Genomic DNA, 16,779 nt, shown 5'->3' with positions numbered 1-16,779 from the left:
ATCTGTCGTGAGACTTAGTTGCTCTTCACCGCATAGTCCGGCTTCTTGTCATTGCCAGGAATGTACGGGCTCCACGGCTGCGCCCGGATCGGCTCCTGGGTCTGCCACACCACCGAGAACTGCCCGTCGGACTGGATCTCGCCGATCATCACCGGCTTGTGCAGGTGGTGGTTGGTCTTGTCCATGGTCAGGGTAAAGCCCGATGGCGCGGCAAAGGTCTGGCCGGCCAGGGCTTCGCGCACTTTGTCGACGTCGGTGGACTTGGCTTTCTCGGCTGCCTGCGCCCACATGTGGATGCCCACGTAGGTGGCTTCCATCGGGTCGTTGGTCACCGCTTTGTCCGCGCCCGGCAGGTTGTGTTTCTTCGCGTAGGCTTTCCAGTCGGCGACAAACTTCTTGTTCACCGGGTTCTCCACTGACTGGAAGTAGTTCCAGGCCGCGAGGTTGCCCACCAGCGGCTTGGTGTCGATGCCGCGCAGCTCTTCTTCACCCACGGAGAAGGCCACCACCGGTACGTCGGTCGCTTTCAAGCCCTGGTTGGCCAGCTCCTTGTAGAACGGCACGTTGGAGTCGCCGTTCACGGTGGAAATCACCGCCGTCTTGCCGCCGGCGGAGAACTTCTTGATGTTGGCGACGATGGTCTGGTAATCGGCATGGCCGAACGGGGTGTAGACCTCTTCGATGTCCTTGTCCGCCACGCCTTTGGAATGCAGGAACGAACGCAGGATCTTGTTGGTGGTGCGCGGGTACACGTAGTCGGTGCCGAGCAGGAAGAAACGCTTGGCGCTGCCGCCTTCTTCGCTCATCAGGTATTCCACCGCCGGGATCGCCTGCTGGTTCGGCGCCGCACCGGTGTAGAACACGTTCGGCGACATCTCTTCACCCTCGTATTGCACCGGGTAGAACAGCAGGCCGTTGAGCTCTTCGAACACCGGCAATACCGATTTGCGCGACACCGAGGTCCAGCAGCCGAACACCACGGCGACCTTGTCCTGGGTCAGCAGCTGCCGGCCCTTTTCCGCGAACAGCGGCCAGTTCGACGCCGGGTCCACCACCACCGGCTCAAGCATCTTGCCGTTCACCCCGCCCTTGGCGTTGATCTCGTCGATGGTCATCAGCGCCATGTCTTTGAGGGACGTTTCGGAGATGGCCATGGTCCCGGACAGCGAGTGCAGGATGCCGACCTTGATGGTCTCGGCGGCCTGCACGGTCCAGGTCAGGCCCATGGCGACAATGGAGGCGGACAGGGTGAAAGCCTTGATCAAGCTGCGACGCTTCATGGTGCGGTCTCCGTAAACGTTTAGTTTTTTTTGATAGGCCGATGTGAACGCTGAAGGGGTACTAGCAAGGGCTGTGCCCGATGGCGCAACGCCCGGTTTTGCGGGGGCTGGAGCCCGGTGCCTGGCGTTGGCGCACCAATGCGGAGCGTGCGGGCGTTGGCGGTGCAGGGGATGCGCCTAAAGAGTGCCGGTGGCCTCGATAACTATGCAGCGCCCTGCTGGCGGTTCAAGCGAGGACGCTTCTGCATGGCAAGCGTTGTGCGAGCCCGGTGCCCATGGGCACCGACGACGAACATGATCAAGGGAGTGTCATGCAAGAGCATTTATCCAGAGAGGAGCGCGCGGCAGCGAGGGGCCTTCGATATACCCTCAGCCCTGGGTTTATCAGTGCCGACGATGCTGCACGCTATGTGCACGAGCGCATTGGCGACAAGCGCGACCGCGAGTACGGCAGTGTCATTCTCCAGCGCCTGGCCGATAGCAAAGTGTTTGCCACCGAGCCGATTCCCGGCAAGGCGGCGACGTTCGACTTTTCGCTGTTGCTGGAGCGCGGGGCGCAGAACGAGTTCCTCGATCCTGAGGGCTACAAACTGGTGGGCGGGGTGCATTCTCACCCTGACCAGTTTGCCCAGCTCAAGGCCCTCAATCCCGGTTATCGGGACCGCCAGGTGCGTATCTTCAACAGCTTTTTTTCCACCCGCGATGTGGTCTTCAACCACTACGAAGGGCGTGCGTTCGGCACCGCCTACTTGTCGGGCCCCCAGGGCGTATTGCTCAAGTACCAGCCGGGTTTTTCCGAGGCCGAGCGCAAGTTTGTCGACTGGATCGACGACGTCAGTACAGCCGTGCCCGCCGATGGTCACGATGGCACGCTCGAAGGCTTTATCAGGAAAGTGGCGTCGGTAGGCCGCCTGTCGTTGCTGGTCGCCAGCGATGACTGGGGCGGGGTGCCCGGTGTCATCGATCAGCGCTGGCGGCCCTATCTGCCATTGAACAGCGGCCAGCCCACCATCGCCTGCGGGGCGGTGTATCCCGAGGTCACCCAGGCGCTCAACGCCGTGCAGGCGCGCATGCGGCGCATGCCGAATGTCAGCCAGATGGCCCTGCTGCTCAAGCATGAGCTGCGCGATGAGTTCGCCGCCACCCAGCCCTTCGTACTCAGCAGTGCAGAGCAGTTGCCCACCGACAACCACCTGCCTTTGCTGGCGGGCGGGCCACCCTTGCCGGAGGGCTTTCACCTGCAGGGCTTCTTCTATCTGTCGCGGCCGGTGCCGGCGCAGTTTCCGACGGTGGAACCGTGGCTGTACCAGCAGTTCTTCAGCCCTCGGGAGCTGGCGGCCTACATCGCCAAGGCCCGCCGCTACATGCATACGGCGCCCTCCGTGCTGGGCATCTCGCTGTACCTGCGCACCAAGGACAATGCCTTGCTGCGCTACCGGTTCAGCGGCTCACCGGCGGAAACGCGATTGTTCACCACCGATGAGCCCGGCCTTGACCTGGCCCTCGCGGCGGGAACCCTGACCCCGCGCCAGTTTGTGAAACAGGTGGCCGAAGCCGGTGAGTTGAGCGTCGAACAGACCAGCCCGCTGTGGGACGTGGAAGGCGTGGTCGAGAACAACTGGACGCCCTATGCACGCTTCCCCTTCAAGCAGGCCAGCCTCGGCCAGGCGTTTTCGTCGGCCGACAAGGCCGCACAGTTTGCCCATGCGCAGGTGGGCGAGCGCCGTGACCGCGCCTATGTGGCGCTGATTCTGAAGCACCCCGACCAGCACTTTGTACTGACGCAATTGCTGCAGGCGGGCACCAACCCTTATGGGTTCCAGGGGTTCTATCCGTGGGACGCTTACAGCAAACAGTTGGCGTTGCCCGGTGGTTATCAACTGCACGCCTGGTTCGGCTCGCACATGGCGTTGTCATGGGAGAACCTCGATGCCGACTTCAAGACGAAGTGGACCCGCGACGATGCCAGTGTCTACTTCCAGGGCTTTACTGACGTCGAGGCCCACAGGATTCATCAACTGCGCGTGCCGGGCTACCTCTCCGGCGCTGCAGACAGCCTGCTTGTGCTGGAGCCGGAAGGGGCGGACCAGGCCGCATTCACGCGATTGTTCGCGCCGGCGCCGGGCGGCAGCCTGATTGCCAGAGACCTGGCGGACGGTACCTATGCGCCTGCCGAAGGCGTGCGCAAGTTGGCTGGGGTCAGTCGCCTGCGGGTGGTCCTGGGCAATGCGCTATGGGGGCCGCCTGGCGCCATTGACCGGCACTGGCGAGCGTTTGCCGCTGCGCCGTCCCTGCCGAGCGCCGCGACCGCCGTGGCTTCCCTGCCGGCCTTGAGCCCGGCGTTTGTGTCTGCGGATGATGCGGCACTGTGGGCTCACCGGCGTATCGGGACGCGACGCGAGCGTGAGTTCGGTGGAGTCATCCTGAAAAAGCCTGGCGGGCATTTCTTTGCCACCGAGCCGCAAGTCAGCACCGGCGTGCGGTTCGACTTCCTCACCCTCCTGGGCACGGATGATCGCGCCCGGTTCATTGCTCCGCCCTCTTATGAATGCCAGGGCTTCTACCGTTCCTATCCGGCCGAGCCTGGCGAGGTGGAGCGCTACAACCCGGGCTTCAACCCGGACCAGGTTGCGCTGACCGGCAGCTTCTTCTCGAATGCCGATCAGGTGTTTGCCCTGTCCCACCGTGATTTCACCCCGGTGCATTATCTGTCCGGTCCTGACGGCGCATTGCTCAAGTACACGAGCAGCGGTTCCCAGGCCGAACAATCCCTGTTGCGGCAGTTGACGGGGATCGAGCCGGCGCAGCCTCTCACCGCGTTCGAGGGGGCGGTGTGGAACCTGGCGCAGGCCGGGGACCTGCGGGTCGTGGTGGGCAGCAAGGTCTGGGGTGGGGTGCGGGGGCGTGTGCTGCACGGCTGGACCCTGGGCAGCCCTGTCACCTCGGTGCAGGACCTGCCGTTTTTTACCCCGCTGCTGTCGATGGGGCACAGCGCGGTGCTGGTCGCCCTGAGCAGCGTCGACTTGCTGGGGCAGGCGGCGGTGGGCGTGGTGCTGAAACACCGTACCACCTCGAATTACATCGCTACGTTGCCGGCGCCGTTGGGGACGACCCTGGACAGTCTGTTTCCCGTGGGGGACCGCGGTGAGCCAAGGCTGGTGCCGAATTATCGCCTGGTGGGCCTCTACCACGCCCAGCCGGCCCAGGCGCCGGAGCGCCTTCCGCCCAAGGAGGCGTGGCTGTACAAGCGGTTTGCTACGCCGCCGTTGCTGGTGGACGCCATGAGGCAAGCGATCGCCAGCACCGGTATCCAGCTCGCTGAGCTTGGTCTCAAGCTGTATCTGCGCACCGCTGATAACGCTTTGCTGCACTGGCAGGTGCCGAGTGCCTCGTCTGCCAACGAGCTGTTTGTCGTCGACGGCCAAACCGTGACCGACAACGGCAATGAAGCGGCCTTGCTCGACGGCACGTTGTCGCCGCGGGACTTCGTGCGCCGAGTGATTCGCGCGGGCGCGTTGTCGGTGGTCCAGCAAGGCGGCCTGTGGAACACCCTCGGGCCGTTGTATGACAGCGAGCACTTGCCGCTCGGTTCAGGCGCGCTGCCCTTGAGCGGGATGTTCCTGACCGCGGACGACGCCGCGCGGCATGCCCATGAACGCATCGGCGTTCGCCGCAGCAATGCCTATGCCGGGTATGTCCTCAAGCGGGACGATGGGCGATTTGTATTCACTGAGCCGGTGGCCATTTCCGGCGACGGCTTCGCCTCCGACCTGCTGCGCCCTGCCAACGGCAGTGCTTATCTGGTGCCGCCTGCGGGCCATCAGCTGTATGCGCGCTACAGTTCGCATACCGCGTTATCCGTGGCTGACCTGGAACGCCAGCGGCGTCTTGGCTGGACGCTGGCCGATCTGGAAGTCAACGCCACGCTGTTCTCCGATGTGGAGATCCGTTCGGTGATCGAGTCGCGGCTGCCGGCCTATCTGAGCGGTTCGCCGAATAACCTGATCAGCTATCGCCCCAGTGGCTCGGCCAATGAGCTGCTGGTACTGAGCAATACCCGGCGCGAAGCAGGCCAGCATGGCTATTTCGAGCGGTTGGAGAGCGGCCGGCTCAAGCCGGTGGACATCGTCGCCCGGCTGGCCGATGCCGGCACCTTGAGCGTGCTGGTGCGCAGCGCGTTGTGGGGGCCGCGCGGCCGGGTCTACAACGACTGGACGCCCAACTTCGACTACGCCGAAGTCGATCTGCAGGCACCGGCGTTCGGCGCGATCTTCGACAGTCTCGATGCCGCGGCACTCAATGCCCATGTGCGCTGGTACGGCAGGAACCTGGATGCGCAACGCTGCACGGCGTACATCCTCAAGCATCCGCAGCGCGATGAGTTTGTGGTCAGTGAACTGCTGGCGATCACCTCCGGCGGGCGTTGGTTGAGTGACTCCTCCAGGGGCGTCGGTTATCTGGCCGGTGGCGAATTCGCCAAGGGGTTCGAGCTGGCCGGCCTGCTGTTTTCGCAGCAATGGGTGCCGGCGGGATTGCCCACCCCCGAGGCCTGGCTGGCACGGTTCTTCATCACCCCCGAGGTGCTGCTGCGCGCCGAACAGGATGCCCGGCATCTGCCGCGCCCGGCAGCCACTGCGATACTGCCGGTGTATGTGTCGACACACGATGGCGCCTTGTTGCGCTACCAACCTCCGGCATCCTCCCTGCTCAAGGAGGCCACCGACGGCACGGGCGTGATCATCGCCGGGATGAACCTGCACAACGGGACGCTGGACGTCCAGCGCTATGTGTCACAGGTCGCCCAGCCTGCGGACCTGCGGGTGCTCTACACCAGCCAGTGCTGGGACCGCCGGGGAGCGGTAGGCCAGGGTGGCGTGGCCTGGCGCCCCTACGCCAACTTCATCCGCCGTCGCCTGGGCCCGGCCTTTCATTCCCAGGACGATGCGGCCCGGCACGTCCGTTCGCTGCTGCAGGGCAATGGTCTGCTGGGCGGGTTGATTCTGCAGCGTCCCGATGGCCTGTTTGTCGCCACCGAACCGCTCAAGGTGCCCCAGGAAGACTTCGACCCCAAGTGGATTTTCCCGGATGAGGTGGTCAGTACCGGTGGCTTCCCGGCGGCCCATACGGTGGTTGCACGTTACCGCTCCAGCCCGGCCCGGGAGTTGCCCTTCGTACTCGAACTGGCGCAGGCCGGCCTCTATCGCAACATGCTGTCCACCCGCGTGATTTCTTCGGCCCTCGCAGGCCAGGACGCACGCCTGAACCGCGAGTACCTGCTGGGTTCCGATGGCTGTGTGGTGAGCTACACACGCAGCCACTCCGCGCTGGAGGAAGCGCTGAGAAAACAGCTTTTGCCCCTCGACGAGACACGACGCGATCGCCTGGAAAACCTGCTCGAACGTCAGATTCGCAACGCCGCGCTGGCGCCTGGCGAATTTGTCACGCGCCTGGCCAATGCGGGTGTCTTGCGGGTGGTGGAGGGCAGCCCGACGTGGGGCACGCCACGCCGGATCCTTGGCGCCTTCATCGTCAATAGCGACCGCCCCGCGCCATTGGCGATCCGGAACGCACTGGCAGACCCGGCGTTCAGCCCGCTGTTCACCCAGGAGCAGGACGCGGTGCGGTATGCCCATCAGCATCGTCGGCATGGCGAACACCTGCAGTTCGGCTACGTGTTCAAATCGCAGAAAAACGGGCACTACATGGTCAGCATGCCGCTGGTGCGCCAGAGTTATCGTGACTTTGCGCAAGTCTTTCCCGACGGTCTTTTCCCCCAGGGCTATGGGCTGGAAGGCTTCTACCTGTGTGCCAGCAGCGACAGCGTCACGCCGGCCACGGATCCGTTGCACCAGGCATTTTTTTCGCCCACGGACATGGACATCGGCATCCGCTTCTCGATTCACGGAATCAGGGGCAAGCAACTCACGTTTTACCTGTCATGCGCGGATGGTGCCCTGCTCAGGTATCAATACCTGGGCACGGATGCGCAGCTGGATTCGTGGGGCTCGCTGCTTGAAACACGGCAGCAGTTGCGCGCAGGCCGGATGACCCTGCTCAGTTACGTCCATCGCCTGCTCGACAAAGGGGTCCTGGATACGCTGGTCCGAGGCGAGGTCTGGACCACGCGCAATCGTGTCGATACGTTCTGGAAACCCGGTGTCGATGAGGTGTTTGTGCCGCCTTGGCGTGCGGCCTGCGGTCCGGTTTTTTCCGATGGGGATGATGCCGCGCGCTATCTCCGGCGCCAGCTTTCGCCGTATCAGGGCAAACAGTACCTCTCGGCGATACTCGCCAATGCGGCGGGCACGTCGTTCCTGGCTACCTTGCCGGTAGCGGCCGGGGCCGACCAGTCGCTGATTCTGCGCCTGTTCTACAGCGGGCCGCTGGGCCCTGTACAACCGGCGGTGCCGCCAGCGCCCCTGCCGGACTTTCCGCAGCCATATGCGGTTGCGGGTGTCCATCTGCTCTACAACAGCATGCCGGCCACCGACAGCCGGGCGCCGAAAGATATCGCCCTGACGCGTCATTTCGTGGCGCCGACCTTCCTGAGTTATTTCATCAGGGTGTTGCGCGGGCTGTCGCGGCCGTCGCCGGGTCTGTATCTGTCGAGCCAGGCCGGGGCGTTGTTGAAGTACCTGCCCAGTTATTCGGCGCAGGAAAGCCGGGTCCTGGTGGGCGGTCCCGACGTGTATCCCACCGTGTTCCTGAAGGGCGTGGCCAGGACCGGCAAGCTGTTCGTGCTGGACAAGGACGACTTCTGGATGAACGAGGGTCTACTGTCCGAACGGCAAGTGGAGCGCTCCAATGGCCTGGAAGTCGCCGTGCCCGAGGTCGACGAACCGCTGAGCCTGCGCGACCGCGACGAGCTGTAAACGTCAGCGCTTGCGCATCAGGCCGATGAAGAACAGGCCGCCGATCGCCGCCATGGCCACGCCGATCGGCAGGTCTTCGGGGGCGATCAAGGTGCGCGCCGCCACATCGACCCAGATCAGGAACAGGCTGCCCAGCACTGCACACACCGGCAGCAAGCGACGATGCTCGGCGCCCACCAGGCGCCGGGCGATGTGCGGCACCATCAGCCCGACAAAGCCGATGGAGCCGCTGATGGACACCAGCACGCCGGTCATCAACGAGGCGACCAGGAACACCTTCAGCCGTACATTGCGGGCGTTCAGGCCAAGGGTCACGGCGGTCTGTTCGCCGGCCATCAGCGCGTTCAACGGGCGGGCCATGCCCACCAGCACCAGCAGCCCGAGCACTACGCTGGCGCCCGGAATCGCCAGCAGTTCCCAGCGTGCCAGGCCGAGGCCGCCGAGCATCCAGAACATCACCGCCGAGGCGGCGCGATGGTCGCCCATGAACAGCAGCAGATTGGCCGCCGCCATCATCACGAACGACACTGCCACGCCGCACAGCAACAGGCGATCACTCTCCAGCCGGCCATTGCGACTGGCTACCGCGAGCACCACGATCATGCTCGACAGGGCGCCGATAAAGGCGGCGATGGGCAAGGTCAGCAGGCCGATGATCTCGCCTACATGCAGCACCACGATCACCGCGCCCAGGGTCGCGCCGGAAGTGACACCCAGCAGGTGCGGATCGGCCAGCGGATTACGCGTGACCGCCTGCAACACCGCACCGATCAACGCCAGCCCGGCCCCCACCAACGCCCCCAGCAGCATGCGCGGCACGCGGATCAGCCAGACGATAGGTGCCTGCCCGGCCGACCAACTCACTTCGCCGATGCCGAAGACCTTGTACAGCAGGATGCGCCACACCACGTCCGCGGGTACCCGCGCCGGGCCAAAGCCCAGGGATATCACACAGGACACCAGCAGCAATGCGCCCAGGACGGCAAGCAACAGGGGGTAACGACGGGTGATCATTCGCCGTGGAACCCCTTGGCCAGGGTTTCCACCGCCAGCACGTTATCGATGCCCGGCGTGGCTTGTACATACGGGATCACGATAAAGCGCTGGTTCCTGATCGCGTCCACCCCTTGCAGCGCCGGGTTGTTGAGCAGGAACTGCTGTTTTTGATCGGCGGTGACTTCGCTGTAGTCGACGATCACGATCACCTGTGGATTGCGCTCCACCACCATCTCCCAGTTGACGCGGGTCCAGCTGGCGTCGACGTCATCGAGGATGTTGCGCCCGCCGGCCGCGTCGATCAGCGCCTGGGGCATGCCGAGGCGGCCGGAGGTCATGGCGCGGTCTTCACCGCTGTCGTAGAGGAACACGCGCGGCTTGTGGGCGGGCAGGTCTGTCTGCACCTCGGCGACCTGTGCCTGCATCTGCGCGATCAAGGCATTGGCGCGGTCCTGCACGTCGAAAATCCTGCCCAGGTTGCGCAGGTCGTTATAGGTGTCGTCCAGGGTCGCGGCCGGGCGCTTCATCACGAAGGCGCACGACTCGGTCAGCTCGTACACGTTGATCCCCAGCGGCTGCAGGGTGTTCGGCGTCAGGTCGCCGCCCACGCGCATGCCGTAGTCCCAGCCGGCAAAGAAGAAATCCACATTGGCATTGAGCAGGGTTTCCACTGACGGGTACTTGCTCGCCAGTTCCGGCAGGCCATCGAGAGTCCGGGCCATGTCCGGGGTGACCGACTTCCAGCCGGTGATGCCGCTGTAGCCGGCCATCCGCGGTTTGAGGCCCAGGGCGAGCATCATCTGGGTCATGTTGATGTCATGGCTCACCGCATGCTTCGGCGCCTCCCGGAAGGTCACGTCGCGGTTGCAGCTTTTGACGGTGACCGGGTAATGGGTGGCTTCAGCGAAGGCTGACGAAGCACCGAACAGCAGGGCCACAAGGGCGAAGGCGCGCAGGATCATGGTTGGGTTATCCAGGTGATGCGGGGATGGTCGGCCAGGGGATGAGTGTCGATCAGCGCCTCGACGCCGAACACATCGCGCAGCAGTTCAGTGGTCAGCACCTGGTGAGGCGTGCCGCTGGCGACGATGCGCCCGTGGTCGATCACGTAGAGCCGATCACAAAAAGCGGCGGCCAGGTTGAGGTCGTGGATGCTGGCCAGGGTGCCGATACCCAGGCGCTTGACCAGCCTCAACAGCTCAAGCTGGTAGCGTGGATCGAGGTGGTTGGTCGGCTCGTCGAGGATCAGTAATTGCGGTTGCTGGGCCAGGGCGCGGGCGAGGATGACGCGCTGTTTTTCACCGCCCGAGAGGGTGGCGAAGGCATGCGCTTCAAAGCCCTGCATGCCCACCGATACCAGCGCCTGTTGCACCAGCTGCCGATCCTCCAGGGTGTCGCTGTCGAACAGGCCCTTGTGGGGCGTGCGGCCCATGGCGACCACTTCATCGACTCGCAGGCCAAAGGCATCCGGGAACTCCTGCAACACCACGGCGATACGTTGCGCACACCACTTGGCGCCTTGCTTCCACAGGTTCCGGTGGGCGAGCAATACGTCGCCGCGCTCCGGCTGGGTGAACCGATAGGCGCAGCGCAACAGGCTGGTCTTGCCGCTGCCGTTGGGGCCGATCAGCCCGACGAACTCCCCCGCAGCGACGTGAAGGCCTGCGTCACGCAGTTGGAACGGGTGTTGGCAGTGGTTCGCCGGGGCCCAGTTGATGCGGGTGAGGGTGAGTGAAGTCATCAAGTCTCTCAAGGCCTGCAGGGATCCAACGGTGTTTGGGTCAGTTAGAAGGTGTAGTCCGCCGTGACGAAGAACGAGCGCGGTTCACCGAGGATCCATTGCTGGCCGTCGTTGTACTGGCTGACCGCGTAGGTGCGGTCGAACAGGTTGTTCAGTTGCAGGCCCAGGGTGGTGTTGCGCATCGCCTTCCACGACAGCGTGGCATCGACCACGGTGTAGCTCGGCAGCTCGCTCTGGTTGGCCTTGTCGGCATACCGTGCATCGACATAGCGCACCCCGGCACCGGCGCGGATGTCGTCGCTCAGGGCCTTGCTCAGCCACAGGTTGGCGGTGCGGCGTGGCACGTCCACCGGGCGATTGCCGTCGCGGGACACTTGTACGCCGTCGACATCCTGTTTGAAGTCGTCGTACTGCGCCCGCACGACGGCTGCGTTGGCTTGCAGCGCCCAGGCGTGCGGCAGTTGCAGGTCGAGGCTGGCTTCCAGGCCGCTGGAGGATTGCTGGCCGACTTGCTGCTTGAGGTCCGGGTTGCCGGGGACGTCGGTGAGCAGTTTCTTCTTGACGATATGGTAGGCCGCCACTGTCCATTCGCCGCGTTGATCCCAGAAGGCCTGCTTGAGGCCGATCTCGGTTTGCCTGGCGGTGGAGAGGTCGAACTGCTGCTGGCCAGGGCTCAGGGAAATCAGGCCGCCGACCCCGTCGGTGCTGGTGGCGTACTGGCCGTAGACCGAGGTGTCGGGGGTGATTGCGTAGACCAGGCCGGCCTTCCAGTTATTACCGGTGAGGGTCTTGTCGCTTTGGCTGGCGTCACGCAAATCATCGCGCTCGACGTGGGCATAGTCGCGGCGGATGCCGGTGACCAGCGCCAGTTGGTCGGTGAGTTGCAGGCGGTTTTCGGCGAAACCGGCGACCGTTTTGGTGGTGGTGGCGAACAGCGGTTTGAACGGGTTCTGGCTGTCGAACCGAGCGGGCGCCGGATCGTTGATATCCACCGGCTGGCCGCCGGGCAGTGCGTCGTTGAACGGTGAGTTGCTGGCCAGGCGGAAACGGATGCGGTTGTATTCCACGCCCGTCACCGTCTGGCTGTCGAGGCCGAACAGGCTGTGCTTGAAGGTGAAGGTCTGGCGATCGCCGACCTGTTCCTGGTTGTGCTTGATGCCGAAGTTGCCGCTGCGGGTCAGTTGCCCGTTGGTGACGTTGTAGTTCTCGGCGTTCTGCCAGCGGCGCTGGTTCTTCAGGTAGAACAGTTCATTGGTGGCGCTGACGTTGTCAGTGATCTGCCACTCGCTGGTCAGGCGCGTCCACTGGTCGTTGTAGTGCTGGGTGTCGTTGCTGACGTTGTAGTTCTTGTCGCGCAGGCCCTTGTGCAACTGGCCATTGATCAGCGGCGTGCCGAAGTAGTTCTGCGGGCGCTGGTCGCCGTAGTCGCTGGCCAGGGTGAAGCTCAGGTTGTCCGCCGCCTGCCAGCGCAGGGCGCCGCTGACGAAGTCGCTGCTGGAGTCGCCATGGTCGATAAAGCCGTGGCTGCGCAGGCGGTTGAGGTTCAGGCGATAGCTCAGGGTGTCGGTCAGCGAGCCGCCGCTGTCCAGGGCTTGTTGCTGGCGATCGTAGGCGCCGTAGCCGAGGCGGAGGTGGTTTTCGATCTCGCCTTCGAAGGGTTTTTTCGGCACGGTATTGATCACCGCACCGGTGGCGCCTTCGCCGTACAGCACCGAGGCCGGGCCGCGCAAAACGTCTACGCGTTCCACCGCCCAGGTGTCCACCGGGAAGGTCGAGGTGCCCATGCCCATGTACATGCGGGTGCCGTCGTACAGTTGCATCACCGAGCCCTGGCCGGTAAAGCCACGGGCCGCCAGCGAGGTGCCGCCATCGCCCGGTGTGCCGGTGCGGCTGATGCCGGTGGCACGGGAAATGGAGTCCTGCACGCTGGCGTCGCCACGCGCGCGGATCTGCGTGCCGGTCTGGCTTTCGACACTGCCCGGGGTTTGCAGCGCGCTGAGATTCAGGCGCGAGCCTGCGGTGGTCGGTGTGTTCAGGTCGACGTGTTGGTCATCCACGGCCGCTGCGGTCACCGGGCTGGCGGGCAGGGTCAGGGCCTGGGCGCTGTCATGCAGGGCGAGCAGGCACAGGCCGGACACTAGGTACTTGTTCATTGGGCGGAAAATCGCTTCTTCGAGGCGGTGCTCGCCGCTGGGCGCGGCGAGCTGAGGTATGCAGTAAGTGTTATAAGTTAACACTTCCTGCGTCTTTGGCGAAAGCCCGCGTAAGACTACCTAACGCCTCTATGTAGGGCATCTCGCCTACTTCATAGCGAACCTGAGGTGGATTCACGTTGGCTGAACAACCGTGAAAACACCAGGCGATCCAGCGCCCAGACCGCGATCAACGAGGCGCCCACCAGCGGGAACAGGAGCGCCAGCCCGAGCATGATCACCATCGCGGTTTTCCACTTCGGCAGGTCATGACGCAACGGCGGAACTCCCAGGCCGCCCTGGGGCCGACGCTTCCACCAGATCAACACGCCACTCACCGCGCTGAGCAGGATCATCAGGCAGATCAGCAGCACGATCAGCTGGTTCACCCAGCCGAACATCTTGCCCTCGTGCAGCATCACGCCGGTCTCGGTGGCCCGCGCCACGGTGTTGTAGTGCGCCCAGCGCACATCGGCGAGGACTTTGCCGGTGTACTGGTCCACATGCAGGGTGGCGTCGTTGCGCGGGTCGTCGGCGAACACCGCGACGGTGAACACGCCTTCGGCAGTGGTGGGGAAAGTGATGCTGTAGCCGGGCTCGACCTTGCGTGCCGTGGCCAGGTCCACCACCTGTTGCAGGCGCACCGTGGGCGCGGCGGGAGCAGCGTGCATGGCGCCGTGGTTCATGTGTTCGGCATGGTCGCCGGACATCGGCATCGGCGTGTTTTCCATGGCCCAGGGCACGGTCTGTTGCGTTGCGGTATTGAGCACCCGCGCCTGCTGATCGGACTGCGGCACGTTGTTCCACATCGCCGCCGGGAAAGTGTTCCAAAGGTCGGCGTATTGCTTGCCCCAGAAGCCGGTCCAGGTCATGCCGCTGAGCAGCATCACCAGCAGAAACGCCGCGCCCCAGAAGCCGGCGACGGCATGCAGGTCACGCCAGAACACGCGGCCACGGCTCGTGAAACGCGGCCATAACACCCCGGCCGACGTTTTGCCGCGCGGCCACCACAGGTACAGGCCGGACACCACCAGCATCACGCCCCAACCGGCGGCGAGCTCCACCAGGCGATCGCCGACGGTGCCGATCATCAGCTCGCCGTGCAGGGCGCGGGCGATGGCTTGCAGGTTGTTTTTCGCATCCTGCTCACCGAGTACGGTGCCACGATAGGGGTCGACGAACACTGTCACTTCGCGCCCGCCGTCGTGCATCACGAACTGCGCGCTGCTGGTGGCGTCGGCGGGTGGCAGGTACTTGCTGATCTTGCCCTGGGGAAAGGCCGCCTGGGCGCGTTGCAACTGTTCGTCGGCGCTCAAGGCGTGCTCGGCGCTTTGCACCTTGAGCAGGTCGCTGTACATCAGCGGATCGAGCTGGGGTTTGAACAGGTAGATGATGCCGGTCAGGGCCAGCAGCACCATGAAAGGGGCGACGAAGAGGCCGGCGTAGAAGTGCCAGCGCCAGGCCAGGTTGTAGAAGGAAACTTTTTGAGTGGTCATCAGGGATGCTCCGCAAAGCTTGAATTTTTTGTCGTTGGTCAGACTGCTATCGGGGGCAAGCCCCCTCCCACATGTGGAATGCATTCCAACTGTGGGAGGGGGCTTGCCCGCGATGCTTTTAGAAGCTCATGTCAACCTTGGTCCACAGGGTGCGCCCCGGCTCCTTGATGGCCTGCGGGTCGTTGGCCGGGTAGCCGAACCCGGCGTTGCCGGCCAGGTTCAGGTGCTCGGCGTAGGCTTTGCCGAACAGGTTGTCGACGCCGGTGCTGACCTTGAAATTCTTGTTGATGCGATAGGCGCCATTGACCGAGAACACGCCAAAACCGCCGCTCTTGTCGTAGTCCTTGCCGACCACATTGCCCTTGTTCTGGTCGATGCGGTTCTGCGCCGCCACTACCCGCCACAACGCGCCGGCACTCCAGTCGTCTTCGCTGTAGGTCAGGCCGAAGCGTGCATCCAACGGTGGCATTTGCGGCAGGGCCTTGCCGTCGCTGCTGTTCTTGCCCCAGGCGTAGGCGAGGGTGGCATCGGCTTTCCAGTTCTGCGTCAGTTTGTAGGCCGCGCCGAGTTCACCGCCCATGATGCGCGCGTCCACATTGCGCGCCTGGGAGGTGGTGCCCATCATCCCCGCCCGGTAGTCGAACAGGATGAAGTCACGCACCTGGCCGACGTAGCCCGAGGCCCAGGCTTCGAGGTTGTCGGCTTTGTACTGCGCGCCGACGTCGAGCTGGGTGGTTTTCTCCGGCTTCACGCCGTCGAAGGCGTTGACCGAGCCGACTGCGCCGGTGTTGGGCGAGAACAGCTCCCAGTAATCCGGGAAGCGCTCCGAGTGGCCCAGGCCGGCATAGAGGGTGGTCGGGCTGTCGGCCAGGTCGTGCTCATAACGCATAAAACCCGAGGGCAACGTATCGGCGCGGGTGTCGTCGGCGGTCGGGTTGGCGCGTGCACTCATCCCGGAGCCGGTGGTTTGCCGGAAATCCTTGGCCGAGGTGCGGTCCAGGCGCGCGCCGGTGATCAGGCGGTCACGGTCGGCGGCGTACCACGTCAGTTCGCCGAATACGCCGTAGTTGTGGAAGTTGGCGTCCTTGACCTTGGGCAAGTCCTTGTAGGTGTCGATGCCCATGCTGCTACGTTGGCGGTGTTCGTTGGTCTGCGCATCCAGGCCGCTGATCAGTTGCACATCGGCCCAGCGCCAGGTGGCCTTGATGCGCGCGCCGAGGGTGCGGCGGTCGACGTTGGAGGCCATGGGGCCGGCCATCATCCCGGTGCCCGAGGGCGTGCGCAGGCTGTAGTTGTCCATCACATGGTCGGCGTAGTTGTAGTAGACCTGGGCTTCGACCTTATCCAGCACTTCGCCGATATTCGATTTTTCGAAGCGCAGACCCAGGCTTTCGCGCAGGAACTGCGAACCGTCCATGCCGCGCCCGGCGTAACGCGCTTCGCCGTCGCCACGGCCGGCGGTGAGCTCCAGCAGGGTGTCGGCATCCGGGGTGAAGCCGACGGCGACGTCGCCATTCCATTTGTCGTAGCGCGAGGCGACGGTGTCGTTGTTGCCGTCCTTGTAGTCATCGGCATGGGCCTGGTTGCCGATCACCCGCACATAGCCCAGCGGCCCACCGGCGGCGGCATCGATGACCTTGTCGAAGCGCCCGTTGGAGCCGGCCAGCACACTCGCGTTGAGCCGCGTGCCGAGTTCACCGAAGTGTTCCGGTTCGCGCTCGAACAGGATGGTGCCGGCTGAAGCACCGGGGCCCCAGAGTACGGTCTGCGGGCCTTTGATCACGGTGAGCTTGTCGTAGGTTTCCGGCGAAATGTAGGAGGTCGGCGCATCCATCCTGCCGGGGCAGGCGCCGAGCATCATGCTGCCGTTGGTGAGGATGTTCAGGCGCGAGCCGAACATGCCGCGCAGCACCGGGTCGCCATTGGTGCCGCCGTTGCGTACCAGGGCGAAGCCGGGGATGGTCTTGAGGTAGTCGCCGCCGTCGCTGGCGGGCACCGGTTGGCGTGGGTCTTTGGGGTTGGTGACCACGGTCAGCGGCGAGCTGGGCGCAATGGCGGTGATCACCGTGGGCGTCAGCTCATGCTCGGCGTGTTCATCGGCCTGGGCGTGGGGAACGAGCAGGGCGCCGCATAGGGCAGCGAGCACAGAGGTGCTTCCCAAACGGGAGTCAGCAGTAAACCTGGACATGACAAATTCCATCA

At 64.3% G+C, this 16,779-nt stretch carries 8 protein-coding genes; 1 reads left to right on the top strand and 7 read right to left on the bottom strand.

Annotated elements, in window-relative coordinates; genetic code table 11:
• Positions 1-14: 14 nt before the first annotated feature.
• Positions 15-1,280, bottom strand: a complete 1,266-nt coding sequence (gene urtA, locus B9N88_RS12580) for an urea ABC transporter substrate-binding protein (RefSeq protein WP_027607732.1) — start codon at positions 1,278-1,280, stop codon at positions 15-17.
• Positions 1,281-1,591: 311 nt separating this feature from the next.
• Between urtA and B9N88_RS12575 the strand changes: the two genes are divergently transcribed.
• The gene (locus B9N88_RS12575) at positions 1,592-8,152 is read left to right on the top strand and encodes a DUF4329 domain-containing protein (protein WP_159457358.1); all 6,561 of its coding nucleotides are present in this window, start codon (positions 1,592-1,594) and stop codon (positions 8,150-8,152) included.
• Positions 8,153-8,155: 3 nt separating this feature from the next.
• On the opposite strand, the gene B9N88_RS12570 is transcribed toward B9N88_RS12575, so the two are convergent.
• The 6 genes from B9N88_RS12570 to B9N88_RS12545 all read right to left on the bottom strand — a co-directional run bounded on the left by B9N88_RS12570 (position 8,156) and on the right by B9N88_RS12545 (position 16,765).
• Positions 8,156-9,166, bottom strand: a complete 1,011-nt coding sequence (locus tag B9N88_RS12570) for a FecCD family ABC transporter permease (RefSeq protein WP_027607734.1) — start codon at positions 9,164-9,166, stop codon at positions 8,156-8,158.
• Positions 9,163-10,110 (bottom strand): ABC transporter substrate-binding protein, encoded by a 948-nt coding sequence (locus B9N88_RS12565; RefSeq protein ID WP_027607735.1) that lies wholly within the window; start codon positions 10,108-10,110, stop codon positions 9,163-9,165. Before B9N88_RS12565 ends, B9N88_RS12570 begins: the two co-directional genes overlap by 4 nt.
• Positions 10,107-10,889, bottom strand: a complete 783-nt coding sequence (locus tag B9N88_RS12560) for an ABC transporter ATP-binding protein (protein WP_027607736.1) — start codon at positions 10,887-10,889, stop codon at positions 10,107-10,109. The genes B9N88_RS12565 and B9N88_RS12560 overlap by 4 nt, the downstream gene beginning before the upstream one ends.
• Positions 10,890-10,933: 44 nt before the next feature.
• Positions 10,934-13,042, bottom strand: coding sequence for a TonB-dependent receptor (locus B9N88_RS12555; RefSeq protein ID WP_027607737.1), 2,109 nt, complete (start codon positions 13,040-13,042; stop codon positions 10,934-10,936).
• Positions 13,043-13,194: 152 nt separating this feature from the next.
• Complete coding sequence (locus B9N88_RS12550; RefSeq protein ID WP_027607738.1) at positions 13,195-14,577, bottom strand: PepSY-associated TM helix domain-containing protein; 1,383 nt, start codon at positions 14,575-14,577, stop codon at positions 13,195-13,197.
• Between the two features lie 118 nt (positions 14,578-14,695).
• Positions 14,696-16,765 (bottom strand): TonB-dependent copper receptor, encoded by a 2,070-nt coding sequence (locus B9N88_RS12545; RefSeq protein ID WP_027607739.1) that lies wholly within the window; start codon positions 16,763-16,765, stop codon positions 14,696-14,698.
• Positions 16,766-16,779 lie beyond the last annotated feature (14 nt).

Source organism: Pseudomonas sp. LAMO17WK12:I1 (genome assembly GCF_900177315.1).
Lineage (GTDB): Bacteria > Pseudomonadota > Gammaproteobacteria > Pseudomonadales > Pseudomonadaceae > Aquipseudomonas > Aquipseudomonas marginalis.
This window is presented reverse-complemented; position numbering and strand designations above follow the sequence as displayed.